Below are 13,669 nucleotides of genomic sequence, written 5' to 3'. Positions count from 1 at the left end.
GACTATAATTGTCTTTTTTTAAGAAACTCAAGGAAAAAATCACGGGTACAAACGAAGCAGTAACAGAGAAATTTAAAGATGGTTTATCAAAAACGCGAGATCAGTTCACATCCAAAGTGAATGATCTTGTTGCGCGTTTCAGAGTAATTGACGAAGAATTCTTTGAGGAATTGGAAGAGCTACTGTTACAGGCCGATGTCGGTTTTGAAACAGTCATGGAGCTCATCGATTTACTTAAAGTTGAAGTACAGCGAAAAAATATTAAAGATACAGCGGGCATTCAATCAGTTATTTCTGAAAAACTGGTTGAAATCTACCAAGCTGGCGAAGAACTCGACAACGAACTGCGTATTCAAGAAGACGGTCTAACTGTTATCTTAATGGTAGGCGTTAATGGCGTTGGAAAAACGACGACAATTGGGAAGTTGGCAGCGCGACTTATGGCAGAAGGCAAGACGGTTATGCTTGCGGCCGGCGACACATTCCGTGCTGGTGCTATCGATCAACTTGTCGTCTGGGGTGAACGTGCTGGAGTAGAAGTAATCCGTCAATCGGAAGGGTCTGACCCTGCTGCAGTCATGTACGACGCAATCCGTGCTGCAAAAAACCGCAAAGTGGACGTTCTTATTTGTGATACCGCGGGAAGGCTTCAAAATAAAGTGAATCTGATGAATGAACTTCAAAAAGTGCACCGGGTTATCAGTAAAGAAGTAGAAGGCGCACCGCATGAAGTACTCTTAGCGCTCGATGCAACAACGGGGCAAAACGCATTAATCCAAGCGGAGACATTCAAAGAAGCGACGAATGTTACAGGTATCGTCTTGACGAAGCTTGATGGCACAGCAAAAGGCGGTATCGTACTTGCTATTAGGAAAAAGTTAAATATCCCAGTTAAATTCGTTGGACTCGGTGAAGGTGTGGATGATCTACAACCGTTTGATCCAGAAAAGTATGTCTACGGCCTATTTGCGGATGGACTTGAACAAGAAGATAATGTCTAGGTGTTTGCGCTTTTTGACACAGACAAGTAAAATGACTTGACAGTACGAGGTTGTCATACTATGATGACTTAGGAAGAACATAGCGGGGAGGCAAAGCGTATGACGCTTGCAAAAACGACACGCATTAACTTCCTCTTTGATTTTTATCAGTCACTTTTGACTGATAAACAAAGACTTTATATGCAACTTTACTATTTAGAAGATCTTTCACTCGGTGAGATTGCTGGTGAATACGGCGTATCGCGTCAGGCTGTCTATGACAATGTTCGCCGGACGGAAGCGATGCTCGAAGATTATGAAATGAAGTTGAATTTATTTTCAGAATTCCAGAAGCGAGCAGAAATTGTAGATTATCTTGAGCAGCTCATAACCGATACAGATAAAAAATCGGAAACAATCAAAGAATTGTTAAGTGCGTTAAGAAATCATGAGTAGGAGGCTCTGTGCATGGCATTTGAAGGATTAGCCCAGCGCCTGCAAGGGACGCTACAGAAAATTAGGGGCAAAGGTAAGATTGACGAAGCTGATGTCAAGGAAATGATGCGTGAAGTACGTTTTGCGCTTATTGAAGCCGATGTTAACTTGAAAGTTGTCAAAGAGTTTGTCAAAACAGTAAGTGAACGTGCAGTCGGACATGACGTCATGAAGAGTCTAACTCCCGGTCAACAGGTTGTTAAAATTGTTAAAGATGAACTAACGAATCTGATGGGCGGCGAGCAGAACCCAATCCAGTTTTCACGAAAATCACCTACTGTCATTATGATGGTCGGTCTGCAAGGTGCGGGTAAAACGACAACTACGGGGAAACTGGCAAGCGTACTTCGCAAACGGCACAATAAAAAGCCGCTACTTGTCGCGGCAGACGTTTACAGACCCGCTGCGATTCAGCAGTTGGAAACACTCGGTAAGCAATTGACAATGCCTGTGTTCGCACTGGGAACTGACATTTCACCTGTTGAAATTGTACGCCAGGCGCTTGCAGAGGCGGAGAAAGAACATCATGATGTCGTTATCATTGATACAGCTGGAAGGCTACATGTTGACGAAGTACTGATGCAGGAACTGAAGGATATTCGGGACCTTAGTACACCGGACGAAGTATTCCTTGTCGTTGATGCAATGACTGGGCAGGATGCTGTAAATGTCGCTAAAAGTTTCGATGATACTGTCGGAATAACAGGCGTTATCCTGACTAAACTTGACGGGGATACTCGAGGCGGAGCGGCGCTTTCTATCCGAGCTGTTACAGACAAACCGATTAAGTTTGTCGGGATGGGCGAGAAGATGGATGCACTGGAACCGTTTCATCCGGAACGTATGGCATCCCGAATTCTTGGTATGGGCGATGTCATGTCTCTTATTGAAAAAGCACAGGAGAATGTCGATGAAGAGAAGTCGAAGGAACTTGAAGAAAAGTTCCGGACGCAATCATTTACGCTCGACGACTTCCTTGATCAGCTTCAGCAAGTCAAGAAAATGGGGCCACTCGACGAAATTTTGAAAATGATGCCCGGTGCCAATAAAATCAAAGGTCTCGAAAATGCTAAAGTTGACGAAGGCCAAATGGGGCGCGTTGAAGCGGTAATCCAATCGATGACTACGGCGGAGCGCAATACACCTGAGATCATCAATGCAAATCGTCGCAAGCGAATTGCAAAAGGGTCAGGAACAACCATTCAAGATGTCAATCGGCTATTAAAGCAATTCGAAGACATGAAAAAAATGGTCAAACAAATGACCGGCATGCAACAAAAAGGTAAAAAGAAGATGAAAATGCCTGGATTGGATTCGTTTTTTAAATAAAATCCCGGATTTTCGAAAGAAATTCAAGGTGTTAAGAAAAAACACTTTACAAACAACAGAAAGCTTGATAATATACTATCTTGTGTGAAACTATTCGGAGGTGCAAGTAAAAATGTCAGTAAAAATTCGTCTTAAACGTATGGGAGCAAAGAAAACTCCTTTCTATCGTATTGTAGTAGCAGATTCACGTTCACCACGTGATGGTCGTCAAATCGAAACGGTTGGAACTTACAACCCGCTTACAAAACCAGCTGAAGTAAAAATCAATGAAGAGCTAGCTCTTAAATGGCTTCAAGAGGGTGCGAAACCATCTGATACTGTCCGTAACCTGTTTTCCGACAAAGGCATCATGGAAAAATACCATAACGCTAAACTCGGTAAGTAATCAGGAGGGGTGTACATGAAGCAGCTGATTGAGACAATCGTTAAACCGTTAGTCGATTATCCAGAGGATGTTCGGATTGCAATGGATGAACATGATAATCGTGTCATCTATAAATTATCCGTAAATCCCGAAGATATGGGAAAAGTTATCGGAAAGCAGGGACGTGTTGCGAAAGCGATACGCACCATTGTTTATTCAGCAGCAGGCAGTCACCACGGCAAGAAGGTTTATATCGATATTATAGATTGATACAGAAAAGGAGGGAGCCTATGTTCCTTCCTTTTTTGTCTATTTAAGTTGAACACATGAATACCTATATTAACTGAGCGTAGGCGCCTCAAAGGGGTAGCCATGAGACTGGTAGCGAGGCTGCTTGGTTTATGGCGGTAGGCATCCCCGAGCGCCGTAGCGGATTCAATGGAATTCTTTATTTCGGCATATATAAGTTATTATTATTTAAAATAAAGGAAGGTGTGATTTTTATGCAATGGTTTAACGTTGGTACAATTGTTAATACACACGGTATCCGTGGAGAAGTCCGCGTTATCTCGCGTACTCATTTCCCGGAAGAACGCTATACGGTCGGAAACAAGCTTGCCTTGTTCATGCCGGACAGCAAGACACCTATTTACTTAACTGTAGCAAGTCATCGTCAGCACAAGACCTTTGACTTGTTAACATTTGAAAATCATCCAAATCTTAACGATGTTGAAAAGTATCGCAACGGTATTTTCATGATACCGGAAAACCAACTTGGCGATTTGGACGAAAACGAATTCTACTACCACGAAATCGTTGGTTGTACAGTGTTCACGACTGAAGGTATCGAACTAGGTGAAGTGACTGAAATTCTTGAAACCGGTGCGAATGATGTGTGGACGGTAACGCCTGAAAAAGGTAAGCCTCACTACATTCCTTATATCGAAGACATCGTTAAAGAAGTCGATATAGCTGGTAAGAAAATCATCATTGATCCGATGGAAGGACTTCTTTCATGATGAAAATCGATGTCCTTTCACTGTTTCCGGAAATGTTCGAAGGTGTTCTTCATTCCTCGATCATGAAAAAGGCGCAGGCGAACGGTGCAGTCACATTTGGTGTCACCGATTTTCGTGATTATTCTACAAGCAAGCATCGTAAAGTTGACGATTATCCTTATGGCGGAGGCGCGGGTATGGTCCTTAAACCTGAACCGCTCTTTGCAGCAGTCGAAGCTATATCTGAAGGGCTTGAAAAACCACCACGTGTCATTCTGATGTGTCCTCAGGGAGAAACATTTACACAGAAGAAAGCGGAAGAGCTTTCTTCTGAAGAACATGTCGTGTTCATATGCGGCCATTATGAGGGCTATGACGAGCGTATACGCCAGTATCTTGTCACGGACGAGTTATCCATTGGCGACTTCGTCCTAACGGGTGGAGAGATCGCTGCAATGGCTGTGATTGACAGTGTTGTCCGGTTGTTGCCGAATGTCCTTGGCAATGCTGATTCACCTGTGCTCGATTCATTTTCGACAGGATTGCTTGAACATCCGCAATACACACGCCCATCTAATTTTAATGGGATGGAAGTACCGGATGTATTGTTATCCGGCAATCATGCAGAAATCGATAAATGGCGTGAACAGCAGTCATTGCTCCGGACGTTCGAACGCAGAAAAGATTTGCTGAAAGATGCACCGCTTACTGAGCATCAACGCAAGTTCCTTCATCAATTAAAGCGAGAAAACAAATAAGTAGATGACCTTGCAACGACTTGTGATTTGTGGTACTATCTACTATGTGCTTCTATGTAAGTACATACTGACAGATGTTCCGCTGCAAAGGCAAGAAGTGTAAGAGCACCTGAGGATAGGGAGAGATTAACTATGCAACAAATTATTGCAGCAATCACAAAAGATCAGCTTCGTTCTGATCATCCAGCTTTCCGTGCAGGAGATACAGTTCGTTTGCACGTGAAAATCGTAGAGGGAACGCGCGAGCGTATTCAGCTATTTGAAGGAATTGTTATATCACGTCGTGGAGGCGGAATCAGTGAATCATTCACGGTTCGTAAAATCTCCAACGGTGTAGGTGTTGAGCGTACATTCCCTGTACACACACCAAAAATCACACTACTTGAAGTAATTCGTCGTGGTAAAGTACGTCGTGCGAAATTGTACTACCTTCGCAGTCTGCGCGGAAAAGCTGCACGTATCAAAGAACTTCGATAAAAAATGCAGGAGGCCCACAAACGGCCTCCTTTCTTTTTGCCTCAAAAATAAATAGACTGTACAATAAGAACAGTAGTAAGCAGGAGGCCTTGCCAATGAATGATGAAAAGAAGAAGAAAAACGAAACATGGGAATGGGTCAAGGCGCTTTTAATCGCATTCGGCCTTGCAGCAATCATCCGAGTTTTCCTCTTTACACCGATCGTTGTCGATGGTGTTTCGATGATGCCAACACTTGAGAATGGCGATCGAATGATTGTTAATAAAATTGGTTATACAATTGGAGAACCAAAACGGTTTGATGTCGTTGTGTTTCATGCACCTGAAGAGAAAGATTACATAAAAAGGGTAATTGGACTTCCTGGCGACGAAGTAGAATACCGGGATGACGTTTTATACGTCAATGGAAAACCGTTCGAAGAGCCTTATCTCGATCAATACAAATCGGAAGTGGCAGACAGTCCGCTGACTGAAGATTTCACACTTGAAGAGAAAATCCAAAGCACGACAGTCCCGGCAGATCATGTGTTTGTCATGGGGGATAACAGAAGAAAGAGTAAAGACTCCAGGCATATTGGAGCTGTTGCCATCGATGAAATCATTGGTAGTACAAAAGTCGTTTTCTGGCCGATTAAAGATTTTGGAATTATTAACTGACGGGAGGAACTAACAACATGACAATTCAATGGTTTCCCGGACATATGGCGAAAGCTCGCCGAGAAGTAACCGAAAAACTGAAGCTTGTTGACATCGTTTTTGAATTAATCGATGCTAGGCTTCCGCTATCTTCTAGAAATCCGATGATTGACGAAGTCATTCATCAAAAACCAAGACTTCTTATACTGAACAAGATGGACCTTGCGGATGAAACGGAAACAGCGCGCTGGATCCGTTATTTTGAAGCGCAAGGAATGCGTGCAGTTGCCATCAATTCATTTGAAGGTAGAGGGCTTCAGACTGTTATAAAAGCTGCGAAAGAGATTTTGGAGCCGAAGTTGGAAAGAATGCGTTCAAGAGGCATTCGTCCGGGCGCCATGCGTGCGATGATAGTGGGGATTCCAAACGTTGGGAAATCGACACTTATTAACAGACTTGCCAAGAAAAATATTGCGAAAACAGGTAATACGCCTGGCGTTACAAAAGCTCAACAGTGGATTAAATATGAAAAAGAGCTTGAACTTTTAGATACGCCAGGTATTCTGTGGCCTAAATTCGAGGATAAAGAAGTTGGCTTTAAGCTTGCACTGACAGGCGCTATTAAGGATAAAATTGTAAATATGGAAGACTTGGCAGTGTATGGCCTTCGTTTCCTCGAAACGAATTATCCAGCTCGGCTGACAGACAGATATGGATTAACAACCGTCGGCGACGAAATCCTTCCGATTTTTGAAAAGATTGGTTCACTTCGTAAAGTGTATGCTGTCGGTGGAGAAGTCGATTATGACAAAGTGGCAGAGTTGGTTGTCCGTGATATTCGTAATGAATACCTTGGTAAACTGACATTTGACTTCACATCACAACAATCACAAAATGACTAGGCCGATGCCGGCACGGAATTAATTCCGCGGCAATCGGCCTTTTCTTTTATGGGAGTCGAAAAGTGACAAAGATAGCCGATATACTAATAAAGAGATGGATCGATAAGTCGACTGTTACTGGAGAGTGATCAGATTGAAAACGATAAAGGAAATTACGGAACGGCTGACACATGTTAAAGAACCGGAGTCTTGGATGGAAGTGCTGGAGCAGGATTCAAGAACAGGCGTGCAAAATGCACTTAGTCGCTGGAAGCGCCAGTATGAAAAGCGGAAAGCCATAGAACATAATCATATGCTGAAAGAAGCGTTTGATAGGTCGTATGCGCCGTTTGAAGGTGCGTTGATCGCTGGGGTGGATGAGGCGGGGAGAGGACCTTTAGCGGGTCCTGTGGTCACCGCAGCGGTTATTCTGCCACGCGAAACGCCGGAACTTATTGGACTGGATGATTCAAAGGCTATATCAAAGGCAGAACGAGAACGGCTTGCGGAACAGATAAAAAGCGTCGCTATCGCTTATTCAGCGCATATCCAATCAGCCCATATGATTGATGATATGAATATTTACGCCGCAACAAGGGATTCGATGGAACAGGCGGTAGAGGGACTTACTGTCAATCCTGATTTCGTAATCGTGGATGCCATGAAACTCGCTGTAAACTGTCCTACAGAATCAGTCATTAAAGGTGATGCGTTGAGTTTAGCTGTGGCGGCTGCATCGATTATTGCAAAAACAACGAGAGATGCCATTATGGATGATTTACATAACGACTTTCCTATGTATAATTTCAAGAAAAACGCGGGATATGGGACTGGGGAACATGTTCTAGCGCTTCAAAAACATGGACCGTGTGAACATCACCGTACAACTTTCGAACCTGTTAAATCAATGTTGGACGGAGGGAGGAAGAACCGATGAATTTTCCTACTGCGGCAGTATCGGCAAGTCAGGCGGCGGGCGCAGTCCCAAATAGGCCGCTTGTCTTGAATGAAGGTCAAATGGTCCATGGGCAGATTAAGCAGCTTTATCCCGGCCAAATGGCTGAAGTCCAAATTGGTGGACAAAAGGTATTCGCTAAATTGGAAATTCCGATGAGAGCGGGTGACTCCTACTACTTTCAAGTAAATGCAGTTAAGCCAGAATTGCAACTGAAGATCATTTCAGGACCCCTTCAAGCTACAGAAGGGCAGGCGCGGCAACTCGGCGGATTAATGGATGCAATGCAATTGCCAAAGACGCCAGAAATGCAAGCATTGTTGGCGTTCGTCATGAAGAATAAAATTCCGATGACGCGGGATAGTTTGCTGGAGGCGGAAACGTTATTAAAAGGCGTACCGCCAGCCGCGCGCAATGAAGCACTCGCGTCACTTCAGAAGATGATTGAGCTGAAATTGCCGCTTACTGAGAATATCTTTCGGTCACTTTTAGGAGTCGAAACAAAAGAAGGGTTGCATAGTGTTTTGACTTCGTTGCGAAATGCGTTGGCCCTGGATAACACGGTTACGTCGCAGGTCAAAGATGCGATTTTATCTGCGCTAGAGAAGATGGCCAAGCCGTTTGCCCAGGTGACAGGAGGAGCGCTACTAGGTCAATCTATCCTCACGTTATTGGATCGTTCCGCGCCTGGAGAAGACCGTTTTGCTACCCTGCAAATGTTGAAAAGTGCAGGTGTTTTACCGGAACGGACATCTCTTGCAAACTTGCCGCAAGTGCTCGCTTCATTGATTTCAGGAGAAGGCGTTGCACGAAGTAATGCCTTAACTGCATCGCAATCAGTCCTGGCAGGACCGCAGGACGTTCCCGTCACAACTATGAATAGACAGGCTGCCATTAAGCCTCAAGCGCCTTTAGCGTCAATACCGATTGTGCAGCAGGTGCTGACAATGCTCAAGCAGATTGGAGAAGCTCCGCCAGCTCAACAGAAAGTCCCGATGGAAAACTTGAAAACGTTAATTTCATCCGATCCGGGGACAAATGCACAGCAGAAAACGGTGCTCACGGCAATGATTGATCGTGCCGTAAATGCACAGCCAATTGCACAATCGCCAACGAAGTTTGTTCAGGAATTCAGTCAGGCATATACGCGGATAACGGCAGAAAATGCAGCCGTAACCCCTTTCCAAACTAGTACCTTAGCGGAGGGGCATAAAGAACAATTACTCACTCTACTCGGTCAGCAAGGGACTGAGAAGTTAGCTGTACTACTGCAAACGGCGGAACGATCTGATAACCCAGCTATCCAGAAAACGGTGCAGGCAGCAGAAGTCGCTGTTGCTTCGATGATTGATGGAAAAGCGTTGAAAGATGCGCTACAAACGGTCATACGTTCATTCGGGCTCAATTATGAGGCGGGGTTACTCGGAAAAGAACCTGATTTTGGACGTCTTGCGGAAATGTTGAAACCGCAGCTACTGGCTCTGATGCATGACCCATCTGTCTCGGCGGCTCTCCGTGATGCTGCAGAAACAGTCGTCACGAGGATGAATGGGCAGTTACTCCAGTCGGGGGAAAACGGTGTGCAACATCAACTGATTATGCAAGTTCCACTTGAGTTTTTTGGCAAGCGTATCGATGCGACATTGCAGTGGAATGGACAAATGCAAAAAGATGGAAAAATAGATGCTGACTATGCACGAATTCTTTTTTATCTCGAACTCGACTCTATTAACAAGACGATTATCGATATGCAAGTCCAGAATAGGGTCGTAATGGTGACCATCTTTAATGCAGATGAGACGCTTAAGTCGATTGGAGGAGGGCCTCTTCAGGAGAGATTGAAAGTGGGACTCGAGTCGACGGGCTATAAATTGTCAGGGGTATTCTTTAAGAATTTTATCGAGGAAGAAAAAAACGTGCAGAAACAGAAGAAAACAATGAAAATTGATGGGCAAGGAGTTGACTTCCGCATATGACAGAAGAACGTCATACTCGAAAAGAGGCGGTCGCCCTTTCGTATGAACCGTTTTCGGCAGGTGCTCCAAAAGTAGTCGCGAAAGGGAAAGGGAAAATCGCCGAAAATATATTGGAAAAAGCAAAGGCGAATAATATTCCCATTCAGGAAGATCCAAGCCTCGTTGAAATTTTAGGGCAACTAAACGTTAACGAATCAATTCCAGAAGAATTGTACAAAGCAGTATCCGAAGTATTTGCCTACATTTATCAGATTGACCGCGAACATGGAGCAAAACGAAAAATGAAAGTTTGAAATAGATTCGACAAATTTCTACATTTGGAATTCAATTGTGGACATTGTTTGACATGTTTACTACAATGGATAAGGCAGTAAATTAAATAGCTTAGAAGTACGAATGGAGGATGTAAGATGAATATCCATGAATATCAAGGCAAACAGCTACTAAGAGAATATGGTGTAGCAGTTTCTAACGGTCTTGTTGCTTTCTCTCCTGAGGAAGCAGTAAAAGCTGCAAAGGAACTAGGTACAGACATTATCGTAGTTAAAGCACAAATCCACGCGGGTGGACGTGGGAAAGCGGGCGGCGTTAAGATTGCAAAAAATCTTGATGAAGTTCGTGCTTATGCTAAAGAATTGATTGGTAAGACACTTGTGACTCACCAAACAGGCCCAGAAGGTAAAGAGATCAAACGTCTTCTTATCGAAGAAGGTTCTGATATCAAAAAAGAATACTATCTTGGACTTGTCCTTGACAGTGCAACAGACCGTGTAACACTTATGGGTTCTGAAGAAGGCGGAATGGACATCGAGGAAGTTGCGGAAGCAACACCTGAAAAGATTTTCAAAGAAGTCATCGACCCAGTTGCTGGTTTGACTGGATTCCAAGCACGCCGCATGGCATATAACATGAACATCCCTACGCACCTTGTAAACAAAGCAGCGAAATTCATGCTTGGACTTTACCAAGTGTTCGTAGAAAAAGACGCATCTATTGTTGAAATTAACCCACTAGTTGTAACAGCTGGTGACGATGTACTTGCTCTTGACGCGAAATTCAACTTTGACGACAGTGCACTATACCGTCATAAAGATATCCAAGCACTTCGCGACTATGATGAAGAAGATCCAAAAGAAATCGAAGCTTCAAAATTTGACCTAAGCTATATTTCTCTTGACGGAAACGTTGGTTGTATGGTTAACGGTGCAGGTCTTGCAATGGCTACAATGGATACGATTAACTACTTCGGTGGTTCACCTGCTAACTTCCTTGACGTTGGTGGTAGTGCAACGGCTGAAAAAGTTACAGAAGCGTTCAAAATCATCCTTTCTGACCCAAATGTCAAAGGGATTTTCGTCAACATTTTCGGTGGTATTATGAAGTGTGACGTTATTGCTGAAGGTGTTATTGCAGCATCTAAAGAAGTAGGTCTACAAGTACCACTTGTTGTTCGTTTAGAAGGTACAAACGTCGACTTAGGTAAAGCACTTTTGAATGAATCAGGTTTGAACATCATCGCTGCTGACACGATGGCAGACGGTGCTAAAAAGATTGTAGAACTAGTAGGTTAAGAAAGGCAGGGACAAACGATGAGTATTTTTATTAACAAAGATACAAAAGTTATCGTACAAGGAATTACAGGTGCTACAGCACTTTTCCATACAGAACAAATGCTAGAGTACGGAACGAAAATTGTTGGCGGAGTTACACCTGGTAAAGGTGGAACTGAAGCGGCGGGTGTTCCTGTTTTCAACACAGTTGAAGAAGCTGTAAAAGCAACAGGCGCAAACGTATCAGTTATTTATGTTCCAGCTCCATTTGCTGCAGATGCAATCCTTGAAGCAGTAGAAGCAGAACTTGACATGACAATCTGTATTACAGAACATATCCCAGTACTTGATATGGTCAAAGTTAAGCGCTACATGGAAGGCAAGAAAACACGTCTTGTCGGTCCAAACTGTCCGGGTGTTATCACTGCAGACGAATGTAAAATCGGCATCATGCCTGGCTACATTAATACAAAAGGTCATGTAGGCGTTGTTTCACGTTCAGGTACACTGACGTATGAAGCAGTTCTTCAATTGACGAACGCTGGAATCGGACAGTCAACTTCTGTTGGTATCGGCGGAGACCCAGTTAATGGAACAAACTTCATCGATGTACTAAAAGAATTCAACGAAGATCCTGAGACATATGCAGTAGTTATGATCGGTGAAATCGGTGGAACTGGTGAAGAAGAAGCAGCTGCGTGGATTCAAGCGAACATGACGAAGCCTGTTGTTGGCTTTATCGGTGGTCAAACAGCTCCTGAAGGAAAACGTATGGGCCATGCTGGTGCCATCATTTCCGGCGGTAAAGGAACAGCTGCTGAGAAAATCAAAGCACTTAACGCTGCAGGCGTTGAAGTTGCGGACACGCCATCTGTTATCGGCGAAACATTAATTAAAGTAATTAAAGAAAAAGGTCTATACGAAAAGTGTAAAACACATTAATATGAAAGATGCAGCGTGCTAGTTTATGCGCTGCATCTTTTTTTACTTTAAAAGGAGGGATTCGATGGTACTGACAGATGCCGAAAGGCGATTACTAGCGCTCCACTATGTATTTCCGGTGCCTTTGAACAGATTAAACAGACTTTACGAGATAGACCCCAATCTCGAAAAGTTATATGTTTACAAGGCGGTTGAACTTGCTCATATCCTAAACATCTCTGTGTCAAAAGCGATTCAATTGAAAGACAGTCTAGACCGTAACGCAGACACCCCCTACGAAGCGTTATATGAGCGGAATGCAATCACCCCAATCCCGTTCACCAATCCCTTATATCCTGACCAGTTACACGTACTTATTGATCCTCCGGCAGTTCTCTATGCAAAAGGGGACCACACATTACTCGCGAAACAATTTAAAGTGGCTATTATTGGAGCTCGGAAAGCAACTGTTTATTCACAAGAAGTGATGTCGCTTATTGTACCTCCACTTGTAGAAAATGGAGCTATTATCGTATCGGGATTAGCAACGGGAGCCGACACGATGGCGCATATAGCAGCACTTAAATACGGCGGTAAAACAATTGCAGTACTTGGGCATGGATTTTTCCATCTTTACCCGAAAGAGAATCGTGCACTCGCCGAAAGAATAGCACTAAATCATCTTCTAATTACAGAATACCCACCATATGTAAACCCGGAACGTTGGACTTTTCCGATGCGCAATCGTATCATAAGCGGGTTGTCAGATGCGGTCGTTGTCACCGAATCGGCAGATAAAAGTGGAACGATGAGTACGGTCGAACATGCACTTGATCACGGGAAAGATATCTATGCAGTTCCCGGGCCAGTCACATCATTGTTATCAGCTGGTCCAAATAGGTTGATAGATGAAGGTGCAAGACCGGTATGGAACGGGTTCCAAATCGTCGAATCACTCGTTTTCAATGGATGAATAAAACTCTTTTTCATTGAAAAGGTTGCTTTAATCTTAAAACTGGTATACATTTTGCAACAGATATTCTTTTGGGTTAAAGTTCAAAAGGAAGGACAAAAAAAGCCGAGGAGTAATAAGAAGCGTAGCCTTCGAGCACCGCAGCGTATGTTGTTTATATGTGAGGAGCGAAAGAGCAAGCTGACAATAACGCAGCCTAAGATCGCCACGTCCTGTGGCAACAGCCGCGTGACCCGCTTCGAGCGGCCCTTCGACAGCTATTAAGAACTTCTGTTAAAGACTCCGCGTCCTGCGGTAACACAGAAGTCAGCATGTCCTGTGCAAGTCCGGACTTTTTGAACTACCTCTTTTGATGAATAAATACAAAACCTCTTTAA

At 43.8% G+C, this 13,669-nt stretch carries 16 protein-coding genes; all 16 read left to right on the top strand.

The features are described from left to right. Nucleotides 1–8: 8 nt before the first annotated feature. The 16 genes from ftsY (at nt 9) to dprA (ending at nt 13,292) form a co-directional block, all read left to right on the top strand. A complete protein-coding gene (ftsY, locus tag AZE41_RS15675) occupies nt 9–1,001 on the top strand; it encodes a signal recognition particle-docking protein FtsY (RefSeq protein ID WP_067211310.1) in 993 nt (330 codons plus the stop codon). Between the two features lie 99 nt (nt 1,002–1,100). Next, nucleotides 1,101–1,436, top strand: a complete 336-nt coding sequence (locus AZE41_RS15670; RefSeq protein WP_067211307.1) for a putative DNA-binding protein — start codon at nt 1,101–1,103, stop codon at nt 1,434–1,436. Between the two features lie 12 nt (nt 1,437–1,448). Further along, the gene (gene ffh / locus AZE41_RS15665) at nt 1,449–2,804 is read left to right on the top strand and encodes a signal recognition particle protein (protein ID WP_067211304.1); all 1,356 of its coding nucleotides are present in this window, start codon (nt 1,449–1,451) and stop codon (nt 2,802–2,804) included. Nucleotides 2,805–2,916: 112 nt separating this feature from the next. Then, on the top strand, nt 2,917–3,189 hold the full coding sequence (gene rpsP / locus AZE41_RS15660) for a 30S ribosomal protein S16 (RefSeq protein WP_067211301.1): 273 nt from the start codon (nt 2,917–2,919) through the stop codon (nt 3,187–3,189). A 15-nt stretch (nt 3,190–3,204) separates the two neighbouring features. Then, the gene (locus AZE41_RS15655) at nt 3,205–3,438 is read left to right on the top strand and encodes a KH domain-containing protein (protein ID WP_067211298.1); all 234 of its coding nucleotides are present in this window, start codon (nt 3,205–3,207) and stop codon (nt 3,436–3,438) included. A 233-nt stretch (nt 3,439–3,671) separates the two neighbouring features. After that, nucleotides 3,672–4,187, top strand: a complete 516-nt coding sequence (gene rimM, locus AZE41_RS15650) for a ribosome maturation factor RimM (protein ID WP_067214014.1) — start codon at nt 3,672–3,674, stop codon at nt 4,185–4,187. Further along, nucleotides 4,187–4,924, top strand: a complete 738-nt coding sequence (gene trmD, locus AZE41_RS15645) for a tRNA (guanosine(37)-N1)-methyltransferase TrmD (protein WP_067214015.1) — start codon at nt 4,187–4,189, stop codon at nt 4,922–4,924. The genes rimM and trmD overlap by 1 nt, the downstream gene beginning before the upstream one ends. A gap of 132 nt (nt 4,925–5,056) precedes the next feature. Continuing rightward, nucleotides 5,057–5,401 (top strand): 50S ribosomal protein L19, encoded by a 345-nt coding sequence (gene rplS, locus AZE41_RS15640; protein ID WP_067211295.1) that lies wholly within the window; start codon nt 5,057–5,059, stop codon nt 5,399–5,401. 95 nt (nt 5,402–5,496) lie between these two features. Next, a complete protein-coding gene (gene lepB, locus AZE41_RS15635; protein WP_067211292.1) occupies nt 5,497–6,057 on the top strand; it encodes a signal peptidase I in 561 nt (186 codons plus the stop codon). A 17-nt stretch (nt 6,058–6,074) separates the two neighbouring features. After that, on the top strand, nt 6,075–6,938 hold the full coding sequence (ylqF, locus tag AZE41_RS15630) for a ribosome biogenesis GTPase YlqF (protein ID WP_067211289.1): 864 nt from the start codon (nt 6,075–6,077) through the stop codon (nt 6,936–6,938). Between the two features lie 124 nt (nt 6,939–7,062). After that, complete coding sequence (locus AZE41_RS15625; RefSeq protein WP_335339504.1) at nt 7,063–7,854, top strand: ribonuclease HII; 792 nt, start codon at nt 7,063–7,065, stop codon at nt 7,852–7,854. Further along, the gene (locus AZE41_RS15620) at nt 7,851–9,848 is read left to right on the top strand and encodes a hypothetical protein (RefSeq protein WP_067211284.1); all 1,998 of its coding nucleotides are present in this window, start codon (nt 7,851–7,853) and stop codon (nt 9,846–9,848) included. The genes AZE41_RS15625 and AZE41_RS15620 overlap by 4 nt, the downstream gene beginning before the upstream one ends. After that, on the top strand, nt 9,845–10,141 hold the full coding sequence (locus AZE41_RS15615; RefSeq protein ID WP_067211281.1) for an EscU/YscU/HrcU family type III secretion system export apparatus switch protein: 297 nt from the start codon (nt 9,845–9,847) through the stop codon (nt 10,139–10,141). Before AZE41_RS15620 ends, AZE41_RS15615 begins: the two co-directional genes overlap by 4 nt. A 117-nt stretch (nt 10,142–10,258) precedes the next feature. Beyond that, nucleotides 10,259–11,419 carry an ADP-forming succinate--CoA ligase subunit beta gene (gene sucC, locus AZE41_RS15610; RefSeq protein WP_067211279.1) on the top strand — a complete coding sequence of 387 codons (1,161 nt, stop codon included), beginning with the start codon at nt 10,259–10,261 and terminating at the stop codon, nt 11,417–11,419. A gap of 18 nt (nt 11,420–11,437) precedes the next feature. Further along, nucleotides 11,438–12,340, top strand: a complete 903-nt coding sequence (gene sucD, locus AZE41_RS15605) for a succinate--CoA ligase subunit alpha (RefSeq protein WP_067211276.1) — start codon at nt 11,438–11,440, stop codon at nt 12,338–12,340. A 64-nt stretch (nt 12,341–12,404) separates the two neighbouring features. Continuing rightward, the gene (dprA, locus tag AZE41_RS15600; RefSeq protein ID WP_067211274.1) at nt 12,405–13,292 is read left to right on the top strand and encodes a DNA-processing protein DprA; all 888 of its coding nucleotides are present in this window, start codon (nt 12,405–12,407) and stop codon (nt 13,290–13,292) included. Nucleotides 13,293–13,669 lie beyond the last annotated feature (377 nt).

The sequence above is a fragment of the Sporosarcina psychrophila genome (assembly GCF_001590685.1).
In the GTDB taxonomy this organism is placed as follows: Bacteria; Bacillota; Bacilli; order Bacillales_A; family Planococcaceae; genus Sporosarcina; species Sporosarcina psychrophila.
This window is presented reverse-complemented; position numbering and strand designations above follow the sequence as displayed.